The 24,016-nt window shown below is 73.9% G+C and carries 21 protein-coding genes and 1 pseudogene; 9 read left to right on the top strand and 13 right to left on the bottom strand.

Annotated elements, in window-relative coordinates; genetic code table 11:
- The 4 genes from ACFVVX_RS16185 to ACFVVX_RS16170 form a co-directional block, all read left to right on the top strand.
- Positions 1-438: flavodoxin-dependent (E)-4-hydroxy-3-methylbut-2-enyl-diphosphate synthase (locus tag ACFVVX_RS16185; RefSeq protein ID WP_387945816.1), on the top strand; the 438-nt coding region annotated here is incomplete at its 5' end.
- Positions 439-546: 108 nt separating this feature from the next.
- Complete coding sequence (gene fdxA / locus ACFVVX_RS16180; RefSeq protein ID WP_387945836.1) at positions 547-867, top strand: ferredoxin; 321 nt, start codon at positions 547-549, stop codon at positions 865-867.
- A gap of 206 nt (positions 868-1,073) precedes the next feature.
- Positions 1,074-2,153 carry a magnesium and cobalt transport protein CorA gene (locus ACFVVX_RS16175; protein ID WP_387945814.1) on the top strand — a complete coding sequence of 360 codons (1,080 nt, stop codon included), beginning with the start codon at positions 1,074-1,076 and terminating at the stop codon, positions 2,151-2,153.
- Positions 2,154-2,261: 108 nt separating this feature from the next.
- Positions 2,262-3,839 carry a phytoene desaturase family protein gene (locus ACFVVX_RS16170; RefSeq protein ID WP_387945812.1) on the top strand — a complete coding sequence of 526 codons (1,578 nt, stop codon included), beginning with the start codon at positions 2,262-2,264 and terminating at the stop codon, positions 3,837-3,839.
- A 12-nt stretch (positions 3,840-3,851) separates the two neighbouring features.
- Here ACFVVX_RS16170 and ACFVVX_RS16165 read toward each other — a convergent pair whose 3' ends face one another.
- The 3 genes from ACFVVX_RS16165 to ACFVVX_RS16155 all read right to left on the bottom strand — a co-directional run bounded on the left by ACFVVX_RS16165 (position 3,852) and on the right by ACFVVX_RS16155 (position 7,943).
- Entirely contained in the window at positions 3,852-4,856 is a 1,005-nt protein-coding gene (locus tag ACFVVX_RS16165; RefSeq protein WP_387945810.1) for a TauD/TfdA family dioxygenase, read from the bottom strand.
- 99 nt (positions 4,857-4,955) lie between these two features.
- Complete coding sequence (locus ACFVVX_RS16160; RefSeq protein WP_387945808.1) at positions 4,956-5,963, bottom strand: hypothetical protein; 1,008 nt, start codon at positions 5,961-5,963, stop codon at positions 4,956-4,958.
- A 258-nt stretch (positions 5,964-6,221) separates the two neighbouring features.
- Positions 6,222-7,943 (bottom strand): histidine decarboxylase, encoded by a 1,722-nt coding sequence (locus ACFVVX_RS16155; RefSeq protein WP_387945806.1) that lies wholly within the window; start codon positions 7,941-7,943, stop codon positions 6,222-6,224.
- Positions 7,944-8,121: 178 nt separating this feature from the next.
- Here ACFVVX_RS16155 and ACFVVX_RS16150 point away from each other — a divergent pair, with 178 nt between their 5' ends.
- Complete coding sequence (locus ACFVVX_RS16150) at positions 8,122-8,625, top strand: Lrp/AsnC family transcriptional regulator (RefSeq protein ID WP_387945804.1); 504 nt, start codon at positions 8,122-8,124, stop codon at positions 8,623-8,625.
- A 40-nt stretch (positions 8,626-8,665) separates the two neighbouring features.
- On the opposite strand, the gene ACFVVX_RS16145 is transcribed toward ACFVVX_RS16150, so the two are convergent.
- The 8 genes and pseudogenes from ACFVVX_RS16145 to ACFVVX_RS16110 all read right to left on the bottom strand — a co-directional run bounded on the left by ACFVVX_RS16145 (position 8,666) and on the right by ACFVVX_RS16110 (position 16,262).
- The gene (locus ACFVVX_RS16145) at positions 8,666-9,550 is read right to left on the bottom strand and encodes a transporter substrate-binding domain-containing protein (protein ID WP_387945802.1); all 885 of its coding nucleotides are present in this window, start codon (positions 9,548-9,550) and stop codon (positions 8,666-8,668) included.
- An 11-nt stretch (positions 9,551-9,561) separates the two neighbouring features.
- Positions 9,562-10,533, bottom strand: a complete 972-nt coding sequence (locus ACFVVX_RS16140) for a hypothetical protein (RefSeq protein ID WP_387945800.1) — start codon at positions 10,531-10,533, stop codon at positions 9,562-9,564.
- Positions 10,530-11,492: a trypsin-like peptidase domain-containing protein gene (locus ACFVVX_RS16135; protein WP_387945798.1), complete on the bottom strand. Its 963-nt coding sequence runs from the start codon at positions 11,490-11,492 to the stop codon at positions 10,530-10,532. Before ACFVVX_RS16135 ends, ACFVVX_RS16140 begins: the two co-directional genes overlap by 4 nt.
- A 10-nt stretch (positions 11,493-11,502) precedes the next feature.
- Positions 11,503-11,919, bottom strand: a complete 417-nt coding sequence (locus tag ACFVVX_RS16130; RefSeq protein WP_387945796.1) for a CU044_2847 family protein — start codon at positions 11,917-11,919, stop codon at positions 11,503-11,505.
- 461 nt (positions 11,920-12,380) lie between these two features.
- Positions 12,381-12,818 carry a hypothetical protein gene (locus ACFVVX_RS16125; RefSeq protein WP_387945794.1) on the bottom strand — a complete coding sequence of 146 codons (438 nt, stop codon included), beginning with the start codon at positions 12,816-12,818 and terminating at the stop codon, positions 12,381-12,383.
- 108 nt (positions 12,819-12,926) lie between these two features.
- On the bottom strand, positions 12,927-14,288 hold the full coding sequence (locus tag ACFVVX_RS16120; RefSeq protein WP_387945792.1) for a serine/threonine-protein kinase: 1,362 nt from the start codon (positions 14,286-14,288) through the stop codon (positions 12,927-12,929).
- 290 nt (positions 14,289-14,578) lie between these two features.
- A pseudogene (locus ACFVVX_RS16115) lies at positions 14,579-15,298 on the bottom strand (FHA domain-containing protein); the annotation flags it as partial.
- Between the two features lie 91 nt (positions 15,299-15,389).
- The gene (locus ACFVVX_RS16110) at positions 15,390-16,262 is read right to left on the bottom strand and encodes a peptidoglycan DD-metalloendopeptidase family protein (RefSeq protein ID WP_387945790.1); all 873 of its coding nucleotides are present in this window, start codon (positions 16,260-16,262) and stop codon (positions 15,390-15,392) included.
- Between the two features lie 298 nt (positions 16,263-16,560).
- On the opposite strand from ACFVVX_RS16110, the gene ACFVVX_RS16105 reads away from it, so the two are divergent.
- Positions 16,561-17,472, top strand: a complete 912-nt coding sequence (locus tag ACFVVX_RS16105; RefSeq protein WP_387945788.1) for a phytoene/squalene synthase family protein — start codon at positions 16,561-16,563, stop codon at positions 17,470-17,472.
- Positions 17,473-17,622: 150 nt separating this feature from the next.
- Here ACFVVX_RS16105 and ACFVVX_RS16100 read toward each other — a convergent pair whose 3' ends face one another.
- A complete protein-coding gene (locus ACFVVX_RS16100) occupies positions 17,623-18,612 on the bottom strand; it encodes a phospholipase (protein ID WP_387945786.1) in 990 nt (329 codons plus the stop codon).
- Between the two features lie 314 nt (positions 18,613-18,926).
- Between ACFVVX_RS16100 and ACFVVX_RS16095 the strand changes: the two genes are divergently transcribed.
- Complete coding sequence (locus tag ACFVVX_RS16095) at positions 18,927-19,706, top strand: class I SAM-dependent methyltransferase (RefSeq protein ID WP_387945784.1); 780 nt, start codon at positions 18,927-18,929, stop codon at positions 19,704-19,706.
- Positions 19,707-19,929: 223 nt separating this feature from the next.
- Here the strand turns inward: ACFVVX_RS16095 and ACFVVX_RS16090 are convergent, their stop codons facing one another.
- On the bottom strand, positions 19,930-21,291 hold the full coding sequence (locus ACFVVX_RS16090; RefSeq protein WP_387945782.1) for a tannase/feruloyl esterase family alpha/beta hydrolase: 1,362 nt from the start codon (positions 21,289-21,291) through the stop codon (positions 19,930-19,932).
- A gap of 363 nt (positions 21,292-21,654) precedes the next feature.
- Between ACFVVX_RS16090 and ACFVVX_RS16085 the strand changes: the two genes are divergently transcribed.
- Positions 21,655-22,884, top strand: a complete 1,230-nt coding sequence (locus ACFVVX_RS16085) for a sensor histidine kinase (RefSeq protein ID WP_387945780.1) — start codon at positions 21,655-21,657, stop codon at positions 22,882-22,884.
- Positions 22,881-23,762, top strand: a complete 882-nt coding sequence (locus tag ACFVVX_RS16080) for a response regulator (protein ID WP_387945778.1) — start codon at positions 22,881-22,883, stop codon at positions 23,760-23,762. The genes ACFVVX_RS16085 and ACFVVX_RS16080 overlap by 4 nt, the downstream gene beginning before the upstream one ends.
- The last annotated feature ends 254 nt before the right edge of the window (positions 23,763-24,016 follow it).

The raw sequence follows: 24,016 nt of genomic DNA, 5'->3' as shown, positions 1-24,016 counted from the left end.
GGCATCGGCGACACCATCCGCGTCTCGCTCTCCGCGCCCCCCGCCGAGGAGATCAAGGTCGGCAACCAGATCCTGGAATCCCTCGGCCTGCGCGAGCGCGGCCTGGAGATCGTCTCCTGCCCCTCCTGCGGCCGCGCCCAGGTCGACGTCTACAAGCTCGCCGAAGAGGTCACCGCCGGCCTCGAGGGCATGGAGGTACCGCTGCGCGTCGCCGTCATGGGCTGCGTCGTCAACGGCCCCGGCGAGGCCCGCGAGGCCGACCTCGGCGTCGCCTCCGGCAACGGCAAGGGCCAGATCTTCGTCAAGGGCGAGGTCATCAAGACCGTCCCCGAGTCGAAGATCGTCGAGACCCTGATCGAGGAGGCCCTCAAGCTCGCCGAGCAGATGCAGGCCGACGGCGTCGAGTCCGGCGCCCCCACCGTCACCGCCGCGAAGTGACCGGCCGTCCGCTCCGGCGCCCCGGTCGGGCATCCGGGCCGGACGCCCGGGTGCGGCCGTCGCGGTGCGGCCGGATTCCCCTGCCACAGTGAGGAAGTGAGGACCCCCATGACGTACGTCATCGCCCAGCCCTGCGTCGACGTGAAGGACAAGGCCTGCATCGAGGAGTGCCCCGTCGACTGCATCTACGAGGGCCTGCGGTCCATGTACATCCACCCGGACGAGTGCGTCGACTGCGGCGCCTGCGAGCCGGTCTGTCCGGTGGAGGCCATCTACTACGAGGACGACACCCCCGCGGAGTGGAAGGAGTACCGGACGGCGAACGCCGGCTTCTTCGAGGAGCTCGGCTCGCCCGGGGGCGCAGCCGGCCAGGGGCTGGTCGAGAGCGACCACCCCTTCGTCGCGGGACAGCCCAGCCGGACGGCGTGACCCCCGGCGGCGGGGCACGGTCCGTTCCCACCGCGGGGACGAACGGCCCCGCCGCCGGCTCGCCGAGCGCAGCCGCCCGCCGGGCCCGACGCAGCGCAGGCCGGGCCGAATCGGAGGAGCATGGACTGCTGGGAGTCGACTACGGCGTGCATCGCCGCCGGTGGGGCGACGGACGGCGCGGTCGGCCGGGCGCGAGGAGGAAGGCCATGATCGTCGACTGCGCGCACTACCGCGACGGACGCCGGCAGCACGAGGGCCCGATGCCGCTGGAGGAGGCGGCCGCGCGCTGCACGCAGGGCGGATTCGTCTGGCTGGGCATGTTCGAACCGGGCCCCGCGGAGCTGGCCAGGGTGCGCGAGAGCTTCGGACTGCACGAGCTCGCCGTCGAGGACGCCCAGGCCTTCCACCTGCGGCCGAAGGCCGAACGGTACGAGGACGGCACCGAGCTGATCATCCTGCGCACCGCGCGCTACGACGACGACCGCGAGGAGATCGACACCGGCGAGATCAGTATCTTCCTCGCCGAACACTTCGTGATCACCGTGCGCCAGGGCATCGCCAGCGAGCTGACCGGCGCCCGCAGCCGGCTCGAGCACAGCCCCGAACTGCTGCGGACCGGCAGCACCTCGACACTGTGGGCGATCCTCGACCAGGTGGTCGACAGCTACGCACCCGTCGTCACCGAACTCGAGCGCGACATCGAGCAGATCGAGGCCACGGTGTTCTCCGGCACGGTCGCCCCGACCGAACGGATCTACTTCCTGCGCCGCGAGGCCACCGACTTCTACCGTGCCGTCCACCCCCTCCTCGCCGTGCTCGCCCGCCGGCTGCCGCCCGGCAGGTCCGCGCCCGAGCTGCTGCCGTACTTCCGCGACGTGCACGACCACCTCCTGCTGGTCAACGAGGAGGTCGCCGCCCAGCGCGACCTGCTGACCACCGTCCTGGAGGCGAACATCGCGGTGATCTCCGTCGAGCAGAACAGGATCACCCTCCGGCAGAGCGCCACGATGGAGCGGCTCACGATCGTCGCCACCGTGTTCCTCCCGCTCTCCTTCGTGGTCGGCTTCTTCGGGCAGAACTTCGAGTGGCTGGTCCGGCACATCGACACCCTCACGGCGTTCCTCGCCCTCGGACTCGGCGGCCTGATGGTGCCCTGCCTGGTGCTGTACGTCTGGCTGCACCGGCAGCGCGGCCGGACGGCACCACCGCTGCCGGAGGCGGGCAACGGGGTCCACCGCGCACCGCGGTCCGCACCGCGGTCCTCAGCGCCGTCCTCACCGGGGTAGCGGGTGGCTCGGACGCGCCGCTCGCCGCTCGCCGCTCGCCGCGATCCGGGCGCAACGGGTGGACGCACGCCCGTTCCGCGGCCCTGCGAAGTGGCGTAGCGTGGCCGCGTGAACACGGACTCGCCCTCCCGGCACGACGTCGTGATCGTCGGTGGCGGGCACAACGGGCTGGTGGCGGCGGCGTACCTCGCGCGGGCCGGACTCCGGGTGCTGCTGCTCGAACGGCTGCCGCAGGTGGGCGGAGCGGCGGTGTCGACCCGGGCCTTCGCGGGGGTGGACGCCAGGCTCTCGCGCTACTCGTACCTGGTGAGCCTGCTGCCGCACGCGGTGGTGCGGGACCTGGGGCTGCGGCTGGACCTGCGGCGGCGCCGGATCGCCTCGTACACACCCGCCGTCCGGGACGGCAAGCCCACCGGGCTGCTGGTGGATGCCACCGACCCGGGCCGGACCCGGGAGTCGTTCCGGGCGCTGACCGGTGCGGAGCGGGAGTGGGAGGCCTGGCAGGGCTTCTACGCAACGGCCGGGCGGATCGCCGAGCGGGTGTTCCCGACGCTCACCGAGCCGCTGCCCTCACGGGCCGAACTGCGCCGCCGGGTCGCGGACGACGCCGTCTGGGAGTCGTTCTTCGAACGGCCCCTGGGCGAGACGATCGAACGGACCTTCAGCGACGACCTGGTGCGCGGAGTGGTCCTGACGGACGCGCTGATCGGCACCTTCACCCGCGCCCACGACCCCTCGCTGCTGCAGAACCGCTGCTTCCTCTACCACGTGATCGGCAACGGCACGGGCGACTGGGACGTCCCGGTCGGCGGGATGGGCGCGGTGACGGGCGCGCTGGCCGAGGCGGCGCTGGCGGCCGGCGCGGAGATCCGGACCGACTGCGAGGTCACCGCCGTCGCCACGGACGGCGTCGGTGACGCCGAGGTGTCCTACCGCCACCGGGACGGGGAGGCCAGGGCGTCCGGCCGGCGCGTCCTGGTGAACGCCGCCCCGGCGGTGCTGTCCCGGCTGCTGGGCGAGGAGCCCGGGCCCGCGCCGGAGGGCGCCCAGCTGAAGGTCAACATGGTGCTCCGCCGGCTGCCGCGGCTGCGCGACACCGCCGCCGACCCCCGCGACGCCTTCGCCGGGACCTTCCACATCGCCGAGGGCTACCGGCAGTTGGAGACGGCCTACGCCGAGGCGCGGACCGGCCGGATCCCCTCGGCACCGCCGTCGGAGATCTACTGCCACACCCTCACCGACCCGTCGATCCTCGGGCCCGAGGCGCTCCGGGAGGGGCTTCAGACCCTGACCCTGTTCGGACTGCACATGCCCGCCCGGCTGTTCACCGACCCGGCGGCCAAGGAGCGCGCGCTCGCGGCGAGTCTGGCGCAGCTCGACGAGGTGCTGGCCGAGCCGATCGCCGACTGCCTGGCGGCGGACGCCGACGGGCGGCCCTGCGTGGAGGCCAGGACCCCGGTGGACCTGGAGCGGGAGGTCGGCCTGCCGGGCGGTCACATCTTCCACCGGGACCTCTCGTTCCCCTTCGCGACCGAGGCTCCGGAGGGCGCCGCCGCCCGCTGGGGCGTGGCGACGGCGCACCCGAACGTGCTGCTGTGCGGTGCGGGAGCGGTCCGCGGCGGCGGCGTCAGCGGCATCCCGGGCCACAACGCGGCCCGGGCCGTCCTGGAGGACCTGGTCCGGTAGAACCACCCGCTGTCAGCGGTCGAGGACGTAGCCGTCGTGGGGGCGGTGGTCGCGGGAGCGGCGCAGGTCGGTGGTGACGTAGGTGCGCTGCAGCCAGCGGTCCGCGCCGTCGTAGCGGGGGGTGAAGGCGGTGCGGCCGTGGACGGTGACGCGGTTGTCGATGAGGACCAGGTCGCCGGGTGCCAGACGCAGGGTGCGGGCGGTCGCCTCGCAGGCGCGGCCGAACTCGGTCAGCGCCGCGGCGGCCCCGGGGGTGAGCGGGGTGGTGACGAGCTGGGCCATGCGGATGTCCGGGTCCTCGGCTGCTCCCGACAGCACCGGCCGGGGCTCGGCGCCGGAGGCGCCCGCGGCCGCGTCGAGGCCGAAGGAGGGCGGTGGCGTGGTGATGAACTCCGGTGCGAACAGGGTCTGTCGGCCGGCCGGGGTGAGCAGCGGCAGTGCCTGGCGGATGCCCGCGACGCGCATGCCGGCGATCCGGTCGTGGTCGGCGCGCAGGCACAGGAAGACCACGTAGTCGGGCGGGTGCGGGTGGAAGCCGTTCTCGGTGTGGAAGGACAGCGGCACCGATCCGGCGTTGCCGTGGAAGGCCTCCTGCCCGGGGACGGGGACGACGTCCTGCACCAGGGCGCCGGACTTCTCGGCCTGGTAGGCGAGCGGTTCGCCGAGCCCGCAGGCCACCATGGTGAGCACCGCGGCCGGGACGGTGGCCCGGCGCTGGACGGAGCCGGGTACGGCCGGTGTCACGGGCAGCGCCGCCCGGTCGACAGGCAGGCCGCCGATCACCAGGGTGCCGTGCGGGCCGGAGTGCCTTCGGAAGCGGCTCACCCCACGGCGCAGCAGTGGTGGGAGGTCCTCCCAGGCGTCCCGGGCCCGTGCCACCCACGCGGGGCTGTCGACCCGCTCCTGCCCGCCGGTGCACAGGTCGCGGGCCAGCCGCTCGCAGGTGTCGGTGTCGGCCGGGTCCAGTTCCCAGTCTGCGGCGGTGCCTCGCGGGGTGTCGGGCGTCGTCTCGGGCATCGGGGTCTCCTGCCGGGGGGTGCGGGCGGCGGGTGGCGGGTGCGCGGACTGCGGACGGCGGGAAGGGGGCTACGGGAAGGGGAGTGCGGGCGTGCGGGCTCACGCCTGGCGCAGGCGGGCCACGGCGTCGGCGACGTAGTGGTCCCCGAACCGGATCAGGGAGGCGTACCGGGCGGCGCGGCGGTGGCGCATGAGCCGCAGTTCGGCGACGGCGTTGTCGGGGCCTTCGGGCTTCTGGGCGATGGAACGGCGCAGATGCACCATCGAGTACGCGAGGGTGACATGCCGTTCAGCGTCCACGATGTCGGCTTCCAGCAGGGCGCCCCGCGCCTCGGCCAGCTCCGGGGCGCGGGCGGCCAGGTGCTCGTAGGAGTCCGGGACCACCGACAGCAGGTCCTTCATCGCCGCCCGGAACAGCTTGTACCCGCGGTGCTGGCGCCCGCTCAACGGAACGTCCACCGACGGCGGCGCCATGGTGTGGCGGATCTCCGCCATGTAGTAGTCGGCCGGGATCGTGCTGGCGTGCGTCATGGCCGCCGGGAATCCGCGCACGTACTCCGTCGCCTCCGCCAGCCTCGACAGCGCGGCATCGTGCTCGCCGCGCCGCAGTTGGCGGGTGGCCTCGGCCACGGCGACCGCGGCACAGATGTTGAACAGGACGTGGACCTGGTGCCCGATGAGCCACCGGGCACTCCACGCACGCTCCGACGACGTTCCCGCCGCCGTACCAGGCGCGGGGCCGGGGCCGGCGTCCGAGAGGCCGGGGCCGGCGTCCGAGGGGACGGGGCCCGGCGCCGCTCCGGTGAGGTCGAGCACCGACCGCCGCAGGCCGGCCACCTCCAGCGCGAGGTCGGCCCCGGACAGCGGCGCGTCACACAGGTCCTCCAGACCGCGGTGGATGACCAGGACACCGTGCAGGGCGGCCTGCTGGTCCGACAGCTCCACCTCGCGGACCCGGAAGTACGACTGGCTGGTCGACTCCGCCGGCAGCCCCTCCCCGGCCACGGCCGGGGCCAGCGCCGACAGTGCGGCCACCAGCCCCCCGGCGGCCGCGGCGGCCCGCCGCAGCCCGGCGGTCCGCTCGACGGGTCCGGCGTGGGTCGCCACCCCGGCCAGCGCGCTCGCGGTCCACCCCGCCTCGGCAGCGACCCGCGCACCCAGCTCCGGGGCGGGCCGCCCGCCCCGGGGCTCACGGAAGACAGCGACAGCAGGATGACCGGCAACCGGCGACACGCCCATGGTGGAAGTACTTCGCCACGAGCGCTCCCCACCAAACCCCGGTCGGCAAGACCGTTCCCGTGCGGTGCACGGGATTTGGCCAACCTGATCCGGTCCGCGGCCGGCCCTGCGGACGGTCGGCGAGGGTCAGCCGGCGCACCCGCGGATGACCGGGTCCCGGGAGAGTTCGGCCAGCAGGGCGTCCAGCTTCGCCCGGTCGACCGAGGGCATCACGAAGACGTGCACGTAGCTGCGGCGGGAGGACTCGTCGCCCGGGACCATCAGCACGTCCTGGGAGGACAGCGACCACTTCGCCACCAGTTCGGCGCTGGGCTTGCGGAAGCGCACGGTGACGGCGCCGGGGGTGCGGGCCGTCCAGAGTGCGACGCCCGTCTCCTGCTCCAGCTCCCCCAGGCGCCGTTCCAGGTAGCCGGCCAGCTCCTGGGCGGCGCGGATCCGGTCCACCTGGTCCTGGTAGGAGTGCCGGGACAGGTGGTCCCAGAGGACCAGCGGGGAGAACCCGTTCCGGGAGCCCGCGAAGGTGGTGTCCGGCGCGCCCGTGTAGTCCGGCTGGGACGGCGGCGATATCTGGTACTTGACCTTCGTCATGTAGATGCCGCAGGGCCACGGCGCGCCGGGCCACTTGTGGCCGCTCATGGAGATCGAGGAGACCATGTCGAGGTCGCCGGCCTCCGCGGTGGGCAGCCGCAGGCCGAAGTCGTACTCGGGCAGCTCCACCTCGGGGGTCCAGCCGTACGCCGCCGGGTCCTGGGCGGCCATCCGCAGGAACGGCGCGTAGCCGGCGCCGAGGGCGCCGTCCACGTGGATCCAGAAGCCCCTGCGCAGGTCGACCAGCGGCTCACCGGTCTGCGGGTCCGTGCCGTACGCCACCTGGCGCCGGACCAGGCCGTACCGCTCGAAGACCGGCAGCAGGCGCTCGCAGACCTGCCGGACGTCGTCGTGGGCGCCCTTGAAGGTGCTGCCGAGGTTGAGGTTGACGAAGACCGGGTGCCCCTTCGCGGCGAAGAACTCGACCAGCACCACGAGGGCGTCGACGTCGATCTCGCCCGGACCGTCCCAGGACAGGCCCGAGGGGCCGGGGCGGGAGGGCACCTCGGTGGGCCACCCGCGGCGTCCCGTGGCGGGGTCGACCAGCGGGCACTCGTCCGCGTACTTCTCCAGGCCGACCGCGTGGAAGGTCTCGACGCCCAGCACCCGCACGGCCTTGGCGAAGGAGTAGTGGGTGTCCTCGGAGTAGAACGCCACCGGGCGGTGGGCGTTGGGGTTGTCCCGGTCGGGCGCGGCCTGGACGTACCGCAGGGCGTCGAACGGGGCGGTCGGCGGCTGGATCAGCGCCTTGCCGCTCAGGTAGTCCCGGGCGTTCCAGAGGGCGTACATGTTGCCCTCGGTCGAGCCCATGGACAGCATGTAGCCCCAGTACGACTCGGGGTCGGCGGGGTCGTGCGGCCGCTCGGCGTTCCACAGGGCCGCGTAGTAGTCGAGCACCGCCCGCTCGACGACCTTGGTGTTCGGCTTGTAGCCACCGCTCTGGAACGGGTCGCCGAGGTTGTTGATGTTGTTCGGCATGAAGCGGGCCAGGTCCAGCGCGCAGCCCTGCATGTCCTGGGTGGCCTGGTAGCCGACCAGGTGCCGGCGCTTCCTCGACAGGTACTCGTCCACCGTGTCGAGGGCGCGCAGCCGCCGGTCGTCGTCCAACCCTCCCGCGGGGAGCTCGAAGTCGCGGCCGTCCAGCTCCGCGCCCGGGTCGACGGCCGGCTCGGCGGTCGCGGCGGTCACAGCGCTCGCGGCGGTCACAGCAGCCGCGTCGGTCGCGGCGCTCGCGGCGGTGAAGGTGGCGGTCGGGCTCATGAGCAGGGCACTCCGGGATCGGTGCGGGCCGGTCCGGGCGGGGAGCGGCCGAGGGGCGTTCGCCGCTCGCGGCCAGGATGGAACTTCGCGGCGCCCGGCGGAAGATCCTCCGAACAACATTCGGTAGTACCGCGTGATGTCTTGCGAATCGACCGGAACAGCTGGAATCCTGCCCGGCATGCCGAATTATCCGCCGGCCCGCAGGGCACCCATCGACGACGTGGACCGGGCGATCATGCGCACCCTGACCGACAACGCCCGCATGCCCAACAACGCGCTCGCCGAGACGGTGGGCATCGCCCCCTCCACCTGTCTGGCCCGGGTGCGCGCCCTGCAGGAGCGCGGGATCATCCGCGGGTTCCGGGCGGACGTCGACCCCGCCGCGATCGGCCTGCCGCTGCAGGCGATGATCTCCGTCCGGCTCCGGGCCCACACCCGCGAGCAGAACGAGAGCTTCCGCAGCACCGCCCCCGACCTGCCCGGTGTCCTGGCGGTGTTCCACATGGCGGGATCCGACGACTACCTGCTCCACGTCGGCGTCGCCGGTCCCGAGGGCCTGCGCGACTTCGTGGTGGACAACCTCACCACCCACCCCGCGGTGGCGCAGACCCGGACCAACCTGATCTTCGAGCAGATAGCCGGGCGCCGCTACCTCGGCGAGCCGTCCCCCGCGACCTCCTGAACCCCGCGCGAGGCCGCCGGACGCGGTGGGCGCCCGGGCCTCAGGCGTCGCAGAGGCCGTCGGCCGTACTGGTCACCGGCTGGAACTCCCCGCGCAGGTTCGCATCCGTGTCGTCGGGTCCGAAACTGAAGCTGCTGCGCAGCTCGTCCACCCAGGCCTGGCTGTTCAGGTAGGCGCCGATCCGGCCGCGCAGCCACCGGCAGGCCTCGCCGTGGCCCTTGGGCAGGGCCGCCACCAGGGACTGCTCCTTGCCGAACTTGCCCTCCGCGACGGCGTACCGGGGCTTCCCCTCCGCCGTCCTGAGGTTCAGGGCGATGCCCCGCATCACCAGGTAGTCGGAGACGAAGACGTCGGCGGAGCCGTCGTCCAGGCGCTCCAGGCACTGCTGGTGGCTCTGCCCGTCCACCGGGACCCTGGGCTTGACCTCCTTCTCGATCAGGGAGCGGGCCGTGGTGTTCGCCACGGTGCAGACCCGCAGCGGGGTCAGGTCCTCCTGGCGCCTGACCACCGTCGGGTGCGCGGCCGGCATCAGCGCCCCCAGCCGGGTCTTCAGATAAGGCCCCACCAGGTCGAACCTGCCCTTCCGCTCGTCGGTGTTGGAGATGTCCGCCACCACGAGGTCGACGCCGTTGTGGTTGGTGTTCCCGTCGTCCAGGGCGTCCTCCCAGGTGGTGGCGGCGAGCAGCACGGAGGTGTACTGCACGCCCGCGTCACCCAGCACCCGCTCCACCAGCCTGGGCTCGAAGCCCCGGAAGATGCCGTTGGACAGCTGGTCCGACATACCTGGCATGGCGCTCTTGAAGCCGATCTGGATCCTCCGGTCGAAGGGCGCCGGCCGGTCCGGCCCGGAGGAGCAGGCGGCGGCCGGGGCCAGCGACAGGACAACGGCGACGGCGAGCGGCCGGAGGCGTCGTGCGGCATTCACTGTGGCGGTCCCTAACCCTCGAAGCCTACTGCCGTGGTGTTGAGTTGGAACCGGCAGCCCGGCGCGGCCCGCAGGGTCAGCTTCAGCGTGAGCGTGGTCTGGTGTGCGGGCACAGCGGTGCGGACCACCTCCTTCAGCCCCCGGGTGGTCGTCCCCTGGCCGTCGAGCGACAGCTCCACCTCGCCGGAGCAGGCACCGCTGTCCGGGTTGGGGTCGCTCAGGTCCAGCGGCAGCACCAGCCGGGTACGGCCGTCGGGGACGGCGACGGTCGCGGTGGCGGACCCGTCCGGCCGGAGCTCGGTCGAGTCCCAACCGACCGGCACCGACACGGCCGGCCGATCCTCCCCGGACTGCGAGACCGCCCAGGCCGTCACGACCAGGGCCACCGCGACCGCGGTCGACAGGAGAACCCACCTGCGGCTCCTCCCCGGCTCCGGCTGCGGCCCGGGTTCCTCGGCGGGCGACACCTCGATCGTGATGCCGCCGCCGTCCCCCTCGCCCACGAGGCCGATCGCCGCACAGAAGGCCCGGATCCGCGCCGGATCCTCCTCGGAGACCAGCCGGGTGAACTCCCCCAACGGATCCTGCTCGCCGGGCGACCGGCTGCTTCCCCAGCCGGCCGTACGGAGCCTGCCGCCGACGTCGAGCAGCCAGATCCTGAAGCTCTCCGGGTGGCCGGAGTCGAGCACCGCGTTGAAGAACCCCAACCAGGAGACGGCGCGTTGGCCGCCGGCCACCCGCCGCGCCTCCTCGTGGAGCGCCCTCCTGGCCGCCGGGGCGTTGCGGTGCTGGATACAGGAACGGGCGATCCGGGTGAGGTGCGTGTACGTCGCGTTGTCGGGGACGACCTCGAAGTCCTGCACCCCGGGCGTCTGCCTGATGGTGTGCACCAGTTCGGCGCGCCGGTCGGTGCTCTCCAGTTGCTGGATGTCCCTGAGCGCCCCCGCCAGGGCCCGCACCGCGCCTTCCTCGAGCATCGTCATCGGCCCCCACCTCCACAGCACCCGTCGAGCATGATCTCCAGCTCGCCCACCGCCCGATGACCGCCCGCCAGCCGCCGCATCGCCGCGACCAGGGCGCCCAGAGCCGCGCAGGGGTCGAGGTTGTCGAGGCAGGCTCCGGCGATCTGCTCCAGGTGGGGCAGGGCGAGCGAGTCGGCGCGCGGCCGTATCCCGCCTTCGGGTGGAAGGGCGTCGTTGATGCGCCGAACCAGGTCGTGGCGTACCCGCTCCTCGTCCAGCGCGGGTATCCGGTGCAGCGTGTCCGCCCACTCCTGGCGGCCGGCCGACGGGCGCGGCGGAGCCGGGTGGGGCGGAGCCGGGTGCGGCCGAACCGAGTGCGGCGGAGCCGGGGGAGGCTCGGACGGCAGGTCCACCACCTGCCGCAGGAGGCCGAGCGGAGTCATCCAGCCGCCCACCGGATCGCCGTCGTCCTCGGTCCCCTTGACCACGCCGACCACCCGCCGGTCGCCCGGGTCGATCAGCATGCTCCCGCTGAGCCCCTTGCGGATCCAGCCGCTCGCGAGCCGGACGAACTCGCCCGACGGCCCGACCACCGTCAGCCGCGCACTGTCGGGCTGCACGCCGTCCGTGGCGGTCACGGTGGTGAAGCCGTGCGCGGACAGCTCCGCACCGACCGGCGCCTCCGCCGCGGCGAGGACGGCCACCGGCTGCTCCCCGTGCACCGCGGTGCGCAGGACCGCCAGGTCGGGCGCGGGGTAGTACGCGGCGCCCGCGGGCGGGTCCGCCGGCCACCGGGTGACCGACAGCGCCTGCTGCGCGCCGAGCGCCCCGTGCACCGCGACCGGCCCACGGCCGTACACCACGTGGGCGCACGTCACCACCAGGCCGGGACCGGCGTAGAAACCGCTGCCCAGGAAGGTCATGGCGGCGTCGGAGAGCCAGACGGCCGGCCCGTGCGGGGCGCCGCCCCTGTCGACCACGCGCCGCGCCCTAGGCGGTGGGAGCGGCCGCGGCAGCGGCAGCGGTGCGGTCCCAGCTGAGCCGGACCACCAGGCTCGCCTCGCCCTCCGCCTCCGCCAGCACGCCGATCAGCCGCCCCGACTTGACCGCGAGGGTCAGCCCGAACTCCACCTCGAACGAGGACGGATCGCCGCACTGCGCCGCGGTGTCCCTCGCCCACCGGCCCACGGACCGGATGGTCCCGCGCACCTCGCCGAGGGTGTGTCGCGCGACGGCGGAGACGGCACCGGCGTCCCCGGAGTCGCGGCGCGGTCTGTTGCCCCGGACCGCGGCGTGCAGGATCTCGCCGTCACCGAGATCGATCTCGATCGTCTCGGCGGTGGAACCGCTGGATCCGCTGGGACCGCTGGAACCGGCGAAGCCGGTGAAGCCGGTGGAGTCAGCCATGCACGTCACACCCCTGAAGGTCGCATTGCCTGCACACGAGCCGGACCAGGTCCTGTCCGGCCGATCTTGCCGGGCGGCAGATTCGACCACTTCGTGCCTGATTCTGCGTCAGATCCCTTGGCGGCTAGTCAGACTAGCGCATCGGAATGACCTTCACCGCGCGTTCTCCGCACCTCCGTTACCGGATCACCACCATCGGGATGATCGCGCAGATATGGCAGATATGCATGGAAAACATGGAAACAGGACACCTGGCGCCGACCCGTGACCGGCGTCCGCCTGTGACCCGGCGCCGACCTGTGACCCGCCGTCGGCCGAGCCGGCGTGCGGGGCCGCACGCGGCAGGCCGCCGTGCTCCCCTGCAGCACGGCGGCCCGCGGCGGACCGCACCGGCGGCCGGTCGCCGCCGCAACGCCCGGCCCCGGTCGTGGGGAACCGGGACCGGGCCGTCCGGACGGGGGTCAGCAGTTCTGCAGCGACCAGACGTTCGACCAGTTGAACGACCCCCTGCCGCCGACCGGGATGTTCGGGAAGCCGTTGCCCCAGCGGTCGAAGAACGTCGTGGTCACCGGCCCGGTCTGGTTGTTGATGTAGTAGCCGTCGCCCTCCCAGTTGGACACCGAGTAGCGCCGGCACGGGTCGAAGTAGAAGACCTTCCACTTCTGCGCGCCCGGGTCGTTCACGGAGATGCACAGGCTCCCGCTCGGACACGGGATCCGGAACATGTCGGTCTCGTAGCGGTAGTACTGCGTCGGGACCGACGGCGAGACCGTCGGCGTCGCCGCCACGAGCCGGGCGGAGGCGACCGGGGCGGCCTGGGCGGAGCCGGTGCCGACGACGACCGCCGGGAGCAGGGCCGCGGCGCCGAGCAGGCCGGCGACGGAACGCTTGAGATTCATGGTGGTGTCCCCCTGGAGTCGGTGAGTGGCTCCAGGGTGGCCCGCGGCCCGTCCGGGCGGTACCTCGGAACTCCGAGGGTGGCCGCCGGGACGGGGTCGCACCGGCCATCAGGGAGTGCAGCTCCTGAGCCACAGGTGGGACTGCGGGCGCTCCTCGCCGGAGAGGTTGCGGCGCCGGCCGTTCTTGACGCAGCCGAGCAGGGTCCGCTGGTCGGGGTCGGCGAAGTACCGGACGTCGACCTGGGTGGCGCCCTCGGAGAGGTCCTGGCCGTTGTTGAAGACCGAGCGCGGGGCCCGCTGCGCGGCCCACGGGCAGCCGGTCTCGCCCTCGGACCAGTCGGTGTCCGCGTCGACCCAGGCGCAGATCTCGCCCTGCCCGTCCGCCTCGGTGAAGAAGCACACCGCGCCGCGGCGGCAGCGGTCGTAGCCGCTCGCCCCGGCGGTGCTCGGCAGAGCTGCCAGGAGGCCGGCGAGCAGGCCGGCCGCGAGGGCCGCGGCGACCGCCAGCGGTCGGCGGCGACGGCGCAGGAAGGGGCCCGGCCGCCAGGGTGCGCGGCGGCCGGCGGCGGCCGCCTCCACCCGGCGCAGCAGGGAGCCCGCGGTGTGCGGGGCGCGGTCCTCGTGCCGGCGGGCCAGACAGTCCGTCAGGACGGCCCGCCAGGCCTCGGGGAGGTCGGGTGCGAGCCGCAGGCCCTCCTCGCCGCGGGCGTAGCGCATGGCGGCGTCGCGGCGGGCGGCCGGGGTGCCGCCGGGCAGCGGGAGGGTGCCCGTGAGCACCAGGTGGGCCAGCACGCCGAAGGCCCAGATGTCGGCGCTCGGACGGATCTTGCGCCCGCGTTCGCCGATCTCGCACCAGAGCAGGTCGGGCGGGGTGTAGTCGGCGGTGCCGAAGGCCGGGGCGTAGGCGTGGGTGCCCTCCAGTTCGGCGGCCATGTTGAAGTCCGCCAGGCGGGCGGTGCCGTCGGGCATCAGCAGGACGTTGCCGGGCTTGAGGTCGCCGTGCACCCAGCCCGCGCGGTGCAGCTGGTCCAGGCCCTCGCAGACGTGGGCGAGGAGTGCGGGGCCGCCGCGCGGGACGGGGTCGGCGGCGAGCAGGTCGTCCAGCGAGCCCTCCGCCGCCTCCAGCACCAGGACGGTGGCGCCGTCGAGCTCCGGACGGTCGGGGTCGTCGACGGTGCGCACCTCGTACAGCCGGATCAGCCGGGGGGCGCGCACCCGGCGCAGCAACGCCGTCTCCCGTTCGGCGAGTTCGCGCAGGTGGGTGAGCTGGCGCGGGGTGCGGGTGCCGGTCGCCAGGACCTTGAGCGCGGCCCGGGTGGGCACCCCGGCCTCGGGGACGGCGCGGCGCGCGGCGAAGACGCAGCCGAAGGCGCCGGAGCCGAGCAGGCGGCCGACCGTCCAGGGCCCGATCCGGTAGCCGGCCGGGACGGGGACGAGGCCCTCCGGCGGGCCGCCGCGGCGGGCGGTCACCGTGCCTGGTCCGGCACGGCGGTGGCCGTGACGGGCGCCGACCCGGTTCGGGCTTCGCGGGGTGGGGCTTCGCCGAGTGGAGCGGGTGGGGCGGAGAGGACGGGCAGGGAGGGAAGGGGTACGGGTCCGGGTACGGGTCCGGAGCCGGATCTGGGGAGTGGTACGGAGCCGGGTCTGAGTACCGGGACCGTGCCGACCGGGACGGTGCCGACCGGGCTGACCGGGCCGACCGGGCCGACCGGGCCGACCGGGCTGACCGGCCTGCCCGCGGCCGCCGGTCCGGGCAGGACGGCGTCCAGGCTGCCGAGGTCGTCCTCGCGGACCAGGTCGAAGCGCAGTGCCAGCGAGACGAGCGAGTCCTTCTTCCCGGCCAGCCGGGGGCCCGGGTCGGCGCTCTCCGGGCCGGGCTTGATCCGCAGCTTCACCGCGAGGTAGTCGATGTTCCACTGCACGGCGGCGCGGTTGGCGGCCGGCCAGAGCGGGCGCAGCCGTTCGACGACCTGGTCGACGGTGGGGGTGGGGGCGTGCGGGGCGACGCGCAGGCGCGGTTCGCAGAGGGCGGTGAGCACCCGGAAGTAGCGCTTGGAGCGGTCGAGCGGGAACGCCACCAGGGTGGGCTCGCCGCCGGGTGCGGTCCACAGGTCGCGGTCGGCGTAGTCGTGGCGGGGCGCCCAGACGTCCAGGGTGATCAGGTCGGAGCCGGCCGGCAGGACGAGCCGGGAGAACTCGAAGGGCACCGGTGCGCCGAGCCGGCCCGGTGCGATCTTGAGGTGCTCGCCGGCGCCCTCCGGGTTCTCCACCACGTAGGTGGCGGTACGGCTGAGGTTGCTGAGCAGCCAGTGGGTGCCGTCGGCGGTGATCTCGCCGGCGGTCCTGGAGACGCCGCCGTGCGGGACGAGCAGGTCCCCGGCGCCGCCCTCCCGGCCGAAGCGCAGGGTCTGCCCGGGGGCCAGCCGCTGCTGTCCGCAGGGCTCCATGCCCGGCCCCGGGACCACGATGATGCTGTACACGCGCTGTTCCCCTCCCCCGCTGGTGCTGGGGGAAGGGTAGCGAGCGGAATGAATCATTCAGGTAACGATAGCCATGAGCCTGTCAGGCGGCTCAGCACTCCCCGCGCCACTCGAAGCGATCGACCGTCCGCCCGCCGACCGGCAGGTTTCCCCGGCCCTCCGTCCAGCCGTAGTGCAGGCAGAGGCTGTCGCCCTCCCGGAAGTACACCTGGACGTGGTCGTAACCCGGCTGCGGCGTACCGTTGTTGAAGAAGGAGCGGCGGAGGCCGCAGGTGCTCGCCGGCTGGTCGGCGTCGGAGCGGCAGACCGGACCGGTGCCGTCGGCGCCGGAGTAGAAGCAGACGTACCCGCTCGGGCAGTCCTGCCAGGCCGGCGGCGTGGCAGTGCAGTTGTGGCTGGTGACACTCGGCCAGGTGACGCCCGGGCCGGAGTACTCGACGCCGTCGAGGAGCGCCGGCACCCGGTGGCGCTCGTCGGTGAAGTCGCCCGAGGCGAGGTAGCGCTGCTCGTAGTGCAGGTGCGCCCAACCGGAGGCGCCCGAGGTGCCGATGCGGCCGATGGTGGTGCTCGGCGCCACCCGGTCGCCCTTCTTCACGTACGCGTCAGGGTCGTCCTTGAGGTGGTAGTAGGCGGTGAACCAGCCGTTGCCGTGGCTGATCTGGACGGTGTTGCCGGAGCCGGCGTCGCGGTACGTGGCGGACACCGTGCCCGGGGCCGAGGCGAGCACCGGCAGGCCGTCGGAGCCGGTGTTGCCCTCCACCACCATGTCCAGCGCGGGGTTGTGGCCCCAGGTGTCCAGCCGCCAGACGGTGCCGCACGGGAACGGCAGCTGGAACGCCGGCCGTTCGGACCGCGGTCCGGCCACCGACGGCCCGGCCCCCGCGGCGGCCGCCCCCGGAACGGCCACCGCCATCAGCACCGCGGCCGCCACCCAGACCAGCAGGCCCACCCACGTTCTGCGCATCGCTCTCCTCCTGAACTCCCCGGCGGCGGGCACCGCCCGGCCGTCATGCTGGCGGCCCCGGCGGCGCACCACCACCTCGGACCTCCGAGGGTCCGGCGGTTCCGCTCCCGTCGGTCCGGCGGGACCGGCTCCCCGACCCGGCCCGCTGCGCGATCGTCCGCGCTGGGGTCCGCGGCGTCGGGCCGGGGTCCGCGGCGTCGGGCCGTGCGGCCGTGGGGCCCCGCACGGCCTCCTGCACGGACCGTGCCGACCGCCGTCTACGCTCGGGGGACACCGACCAGGGAGAGGGCGAACACGAGTGGGCAGCTGGGAGAGGGCGCTGGACGCGGCCGGGATCGACCACCCCGAACTGCGCGAGGACTACAGCCGACAGCGCCGGCAGGTGACGCAGTACAAGCGGGAGGCCGTGCTGGCCGTACAACTCCTGCTGCCGGCACGGCTCGTGCCGCACGTGATCGCTGCCACCGCCTACATGCACCGCACCGACAGCCTGCTCGACAGCGGCCCGATCGACGACCGGAAGGCGGCGTACACACGCTGGGAGCAGGAGGTCGCCGACGGCCTCGGCACCGGGGGGACCGCCAACCCCGAGCTGCGCCCGCTGCTGAACACCGTCGCCGCGCACCCCGCCCTGCGCGAGCGCGCGCTGGAGCACCTCGCCGGAGCCGCCGCCGACCTCGACTTCGCCGGGTTCGCCACCGAGGCCGACTACCAGCGCTACCTGGACGCCTACTCGCTGCCCGCGTTCATGGTCGTGGCCACCCTGCTCGGCCCGGACGGCGACCAGACGCCCTACCGAGCCGCCTGTCGCACCTTCATCGACGCCAGCCAGCGGCTCGACTTCGTCAGCGACCTCGCCGAGGACCTGGCCGACGGCCGCCTGACGATCCCCGAGCAGACCCTGGCCCGGCACGGGGTCACCCGCGCCGATCTGGAACAGGCCCGCGACCTCCCGGCCGTCCGGGCGCTGATCACCGGTCAACTCGACCAGGTCGACCGGACCCTCGCCGAGGGCCGCGCCGTGGTCGGCCTCGTCCCGCCCGCCCACCGGCCCATGGTCCGCTGCATGATCGGCCTGGACGAGGCGACCAGCGCCGCCGCGCGCGCCGACGTCCCCGCCCTGCTGCGCCGGTCGGCCGGCCCGGGCAAGCTCGCCGCCCTGCGCCTGCTCGGCCGCGAGTACCTCCGGGCGCTCCGCGTGAGGGGCTGAGCGTCGCGACCGGGGCACCCGCGACGGCTCGCGCGTCACGTCACGCCGACGGCGGGCCGGGCCGGCGCGGGTCGGCGCAGCGTCGGTCGTGCGGGTCGGGCGGGTCGGCGCAGCGCGGGCCGCGCGGGTCGGCGCGCGTGACGCTGTCCGCTACCGGAACAGGCGGTCGCCGCTGGTGGCCATGCGATGGGTGGAGCTGTGCCGACCCACCCAGTCGCGGACGAGGTTGACGGCGTTGGCGCACTGCCAGCTGTTGTCGTACTCACGTACTCCGGTGAAGCTGCCGTAGCCGGCGATGATGCCGTCCACCTGCGCATCGCCCAGCAGCTTGTCGACGTACCACGGATCGTTGTAGGTGGTCGTCCAGGACAGCGTGGCCGCGAGCTGTCCGGCGGCACGGTCCGCGGCGCCCTTCTGCAGCTCCGCGCAGGTGTTGTAGGTGGGCTCCGTGCAGTTGCCGAACCCCTTGGTGATGTCGGAGTCGCCGTAGTCCATCGCCCGGCGGCCGGCCGGGATCGCGGCACCGGACCGGTCGTAGGCGCTTCGGACCTGGTCGCGGGTGCCGGTCGTCGTGATGCCCTCCAGGCTGCCGAGCTTGCCCTCCAGGCTCTTCCAGCCCCTGCCGCCGACGTCCGGGGTGCTGCCGCCGTGGTACTCGTAGAAGCCGTAGAGCACCTGGATCCCGGCAGCCGTCAGCCGCTGCGCCTTGTCGCGCAGTCCGGCGACGCTGCAGCCGCGGTTCGGCTGCTCGCCGCAGTAGTTCGGGTCCTTGATGTCCAGCCAGACCAGCCCCAGTCGGCGCCCCGCCTGGGCGTTGGAGAGGATGCGGTCGATCATGCTGTCGAAGCTGGGGCCCAGCCGGGCGTCACCGGCCGAGGAGCAGTCGTGGTAGGCCCGCCACTCGTTCGGGTTCCACCAGGCGCAGACGTCGATCTCGATGCCGTTGGCCCCGTGGTCGAGCGCGGCGTCCACCCCTGCCAGGGTGTCGACGCGGTGCGCGATGGCGTAGATCGGGTGGCGCTGATCGGCCGCCGCCGCCGGGGTCGCGCCGAGCGTGGTGGCGCCGATGATCCCGCACAGTGCCGCCGTCAGCGCCGCTAAGCTCCGCGAGCCGGCACCGTGCCTGGGGTAGGTGGTCAAGGAAGGGCGCTCCTTCGTGTCGGTGTCCCCGAGGTCCTGGTCCCCGAGGTCCTGTCCGGTCGAGGCGGACGGCCGATCCGACCGGCCGCCTGACCGCCTGACCGTCCGTCCGTCCGTCCGTCCGTCCGTCCGTCCGTCCGCACACGATAGACGGACACGAACGACGGGGACAGATGGCCCCGACCAGGCCGCCGGCCAACCACGGATGCTGCACCGGTCCGTTGAGGGATCGTTGACGGGCCGTTGACGGCCCGCCTCCGGGGCCTGGCCGAGGCGGGGTACCCGGCCGTCAACGGCAGCGGTAGCGTCACCTCATGGATCAGGATGAACGACTGCTTCACGCCTCGTCGTTCGGCGCGGCGGCGGTCGAGTACGCCGAGCACCGTCCGGACTACGCGCAGGCCGCGGTGCGCTGGGCACTCGAACCCGCGCCCGGCCCGCGCGTGCTGGATCTCGGCGCCGGAACCGGCAAGCTGACCGCCACGCTGGTCGCGCTGGGAGCCGAAGTCATCGCGGTCGAGCCCGACCCGGCGATGCTGGCGGAGCTGCGCCGCTCGCTGCCGGCTGCACGCGCCCTGCCGGGCAGTGCCGAGGTGATCCCGCTGCCGGACGCCTCCGTCGATGCCGTGCTGGCCGGCAACGCCATGCACTGGTTCGACATGGCCGTCGCGGGACCGGAGATCGCCAGGGTCCTCGCGCCCGGCGGCGTGCTGGCCGGTCTGTGGAACGTCATGGACGACCGGGTCGAGTGGGTTGCCGGGCTCGCCCGGGTCGGCGGGAGCGCGGCAGTCGGCCCGCGCGACACGCCCGCCGGCTGGCGCGCCGAGACGGCGGACATGCACCTTCCGAAGGCCGGCGAGGCCGCCCGGTTCGGCTCGCCGGAACAGGTCGAGTTCCCGCACGGGCAGCTCCGGACCGCCGACTCCCTCGTCGCGACCCTTGCGACGCGCGCGGGGGTGTTGGTCATGCCGGACCGGGAACGGGAGGCCGCGCTGGACCGGATCCGCGCCTTCCTCGCGAGCGAACCGGAGTCCGCCCGCGGCGAGTTCACCCTCCCGATGCTGACCGGCGTGCTGCGCGTCCGGCGGTTGTGAGGCACCACGTCGACCTCCGGGGTCGGGCTCCGGCCGCGTCCGAGCGGCGGCTGTGCCAGTGCCGCGCCGGCACCGGCCGTTTCGAGGGTTTCAAGGGTTTCGAGGGTGTGGACGGGCACCGGCCCCGAGGGGAGCCGGTGCCCGCCGTCAGCGGATCGGTGGTCCGGTGCCCGGGCGGCGACCTGCCGATCCGGACGACCCACCGATCAGGACGAGCTGGGTATCAGAGCGTGCACCCGCTGATGGTGGTGTCGGAGGACCGGGGCACGGTGTGGCTGGGCGGCGGGGTGACGCCCTTCGTCGTCCAGGCAACCAGGTCGTCGAAGGCCGCCGTGAAGCAGGGCTGCATCGGCCTGACCACGTCCGGCACGAGGTCGTAGAAGCCGTCGGTGTGGGTACCGTTCTCGATCCGGTAGTACCTGTGCAGGTCCCCGCGGCCGGCGTCGTTGACCATCTTGTCGTAGACGTCCCCGGTCCGGGTGATCGGCAGCAGGACGTCGAAGGTGCCCTGGAGGGTGATCAGGGGCCGGGATATCCGGCCGGTCAGCGAGACCCGCTCGACCGCGTCGTGGACGGCGGCGGGCCGGGAGGCGTAGTCGTAGTCGGTGTCGCAGCCGGCGCCCGTCCCTTCGTGGCAGAACGGCGTCCCGCCCTGGGTGGCGCCGTCGTAGTCGGGGTCGAGCTCCTCACGGATGGTGCGCTGCAAGGAGTCCCACAGACCGTAGTAGTGCGACTTCCACAGCTTCTCCGTGCCCTCCGGGTAGCCCTCGGCGTGCAGGGCCTCGGCCGCACCGGGCTCGCCCTTCACGAGGCGGGGGTAGGCGCGGAGGGCGGGGGGCAGGTTGGTCAGCAGGTTGGGTGCGTCCCGGGTGAGCAGCAGGCCGTTCCAGTCGATGCCGCCCGTGTACAGCTGCGGGAAGTGTTCGAGCTGCCAGCGGACCAGGTACCCGGCCGCGGAGAGCCCGGCGGCGTACGTCCGGGTCGGCGCCTTGCCGTAGTGCTTGGCCGCCACCTGCTTGGCGGCGACGGTCAGTTGGGCGACCCTCATGTGCCATTCCATGATCGCGTCGCCCGGCTCGTCGCCGTCCTTGTACAGCTCGTCTCCGGTGTTGCCCTTGTCGGTGGCGGCGTAGGCGAAGCCCCTCGCCAGCACCTGGTCGCTGATGATCTTGTCGTTGGCGTACTGCCGCCGGGTGCCGGGCGGCCCGGCGACGACCAGGCCGCCGTTCCAGTGCTCGGGCAGCCGGATCACGAACTGGCTGTCGTGGTTCCAGCCGTGGTGGGTGTTGGTGGCGGAGGTGTCCGGGAAGTACCCGTCGAGCTGGATGCCGGGGACGTGGGAGGGGTTGACGGCGTCCTTCGCCTGGAGCTGCGCGTAGTCCACCTCGCTGGTGAGGTCGAGCGGGAGGCCGGCCGTGGTCAGGTCGGCCAGGCAGTGGGAGATCAGGCGCTCCGCGCCGGGGACGCGCAGCCGCTGGCCCTCGCACGCCGGACCGGCGGCGCTCGCGCCGGCGGCGGCGGGGAGAAGGCCGACCGTCAACAGGGCCGGTACGAGGGCAACCAGTGGACGCCAACGTCGTGACATGGGGTGAACGCTCCTTGGACTGAGCAGTGCGGTGATCGGAACAGGACGAACGTAGGCCGCGTCACCGGGCCTCCGGGAGTGCCGGACGGCCAGTCCTGCGGCACCCTTCGGCACCCCCGCCAGGGCACCCCCTGCCGATCGACACATGACCATTGGCCAGACCTTGAACGGGACCCGCACCGGAGGGCCGCGCCCGCGTATCGTTCCTGGTGAACAGCCGGATGCCGCCGCACGATCACGGCGGCCGACCGGCCGAGGGAGCCGAAGGGGGACGGGTTGATGGACGGTCGGCAGGGCTTCGTCAGGGGCGCGCTCCTCCAGGGCCGCGACCGTCCCGGCAGGACCGGGCCGAGAGGAGGACGGATGGCCTCGCCACCGACCGCCGTGCCGTGGGTACCGCCCGTGCTGTACACGGCGGTCCTGGCCGGCGGCGGCTACCACGCCGCCGTGTCGGACCGCCCGGTGCACTGGGCGCAGACGGCCGGATTCGCGGCGGGGCTGGTGCTGCTCCTCCTGCTCGAACCGGTCGAGCGCCGCCGCTTCACCCGGGGCACCCCGGCGGGCCCGGCCGCGGCCCTGCTCGCCGTCCGGGTGGTGCTGTTCTCGGTGGTCGCCGTGCTGGACGGCTCGGGCGTCTCGCGGGCCCTGTTCGTCCTGGTGCCGTTCACCGCCCACCTGGCCTTCGGCCGGCGGGCCGGGCTGCTCACCGGAGCGGGCTGCGTCGCGCTGCTGGTCACCGGCTACACGGTGTGGGTGCCCCGGTGGTGGGTGCAGGCCGCGTACGTGTCCGACCTGCTGATGTTCGCGCTGGCCCTGGCACTGGCGCTGTCGATGGCCGCCGTCGCCGTGCGGGAGCAGCAGGGCCGGGCCCGACTCGAGGGCATCCTCGCCGAGTTGGAGCAGTCCCACGAGCAACTGTCCGACTACGCCCTGCGGGTGGCCGAGCTGTCCACGGCGGGCGAGCGCAACCGGGTCGCCCGGGAGATCCACGACAGCCTCGGCCACCACCTCACCGCCATCGCCATCCAGTTGGAGAAGGCCGAGGCGTTCCGCGAGCGCGACCCGCTGGCCTCCGCCAAGGCGGTGTCCGACGCGCGCTGGTCCGCCGGGCGCGCGCTCACCGAGGTCCGCGAGTCGGTGAGCGCCCTGCGCGACGCCCGTCCGTTCTCGCTCACCCGCGCGCTCGCCGACCTGGCCCGCCACCTGGAGGACGACCGGCTGACCGTGACCCTCGACATCTCCGGGGACGAGACCGGCTACGACGCCGCGTCGCTCACCGCCCTGTACCGCGCCGCCCAGGAGGCGCTCACCAATGCCCACCGCCACGGGCGGGCCACCCGCATCGAGGTCGCGGCGGCCTACGGCCCGTCCGCGGCCCGACTGGTCGTCACCGACAACGGGCAGGGGTTCGGCGCCGCCCCGGCCGCCCGGCCGAGCGGCACCGGCTTCGGGATCCGCGGCATGCGGGAGCGGGTCGAACTCCTCGGCGGGCGCGTCGACATCGAGGACCGCCCGGCCTCCCGCCCGGCGACCGGAGCCGTCGTCACCGTGACGGTCCCGCGCAGCCCCCTGCTCGCGGGGAGCTCCGGATGAACGCCCCGACGGATCCCGCGCCGGACACGGCACCGACCACCACACAGAACTCCCCGCCGGACACCGCACCGGTGGCCTCCACCAGCGGCACCGGCGCGGCGGCGCCCGTGCGCGTCCTGGTCGTCGACGACCAGGAGCTGGTCCGGGAGGGGATCGCCTCACTGCTGGGCATCCAGCCGGGCGTCACCGTCGTGGGTACCGCCGCCGACGGGCACCAGGCGGTCGAGGCCGCCGTCACCCACCGGCCGGACGTGGCCCTGGTCGACGTCCGGATGCCCGGCATGGACGGCATCGAGACCACGGCGGCGCTCGCCACCCGGGTGCCGTCCTGCCGGGTCGTCATGCTGACCACCTTCGACGACCAGGACTACGTCGCCCGGGCGCTCCGGGCCGGTGCCGTCGGCTATCTGCTCAAGAACCTGCCCTCGGCCGAACTCGCCCGCTCGGTACGCCTCGTACACGCCGGGGTCGCCCAGCTCGACGCCTCGGTGATGACCCGCCTCGCCGCCGCGCTGGCGAGCCCCGACCACACAGGCCCGACCGACCCGACCGGCCCACCCGGCCCAACCGGCCCAACCGACCCGAGGAGCAGCCCCAGCACCGCCCCCGGCCCCACCTCCGCCGTCCTCACCTCCCCCGGCCCGACCGCGCCGGGCGAGCCCGACCACCGCCCGCCCGGGCCGGCCGACGCCCTGACCGGACGCGAGGTGGACGTGCTGCGCCTGATCGCGGGCGGCTCGACCAACCGGGAGATCGCCTCCCGGCTCCATCTCAGCGAGGGCACCGTCAAGAACCACATCTCCCGCATCCTCGGCCGCCTCCACCTGCGCGACCGCGTGCAGGCCGCGCTCTACGCCCGCGACCACGGACTGCTCTGAGCCGGGCTGCCGGCCCGGCGCCTCAGGGCTCCACCGTCGGCCCTCGACACCGTCGGCCCTCGACACCGCCGACCTCGAACAGCTGACCTGGGCAGACGCTCTGCGGCCGAGGCGACCCGACCACCCGGCGGACGCCCGGTCCCCGAGGTCCCCGACGGTGTCATGCACTCAGTGAGGCTAATCACGGGCTCGCGGTGTCGGCCCGGAGGCCGGGGGAGGTGTACGTTCCTGCGACCAGCGGGTGGAGCACTCCC

This window comes from Kitasatospora sp. NPDC058170 (assembly GCF_042883905.1).
In the GTDB taxonomy this organism is placed as follows: domain Bacteria; phylum Actinomycetota; class Actinomycetes; order Streptomycetales; family Streptomycetaceae; genus Kitasatospora.
Note: the sequence above shows the minus strand (reverse complement) of the source record. Positions and strands in the feature narration are given on the sequence as shown.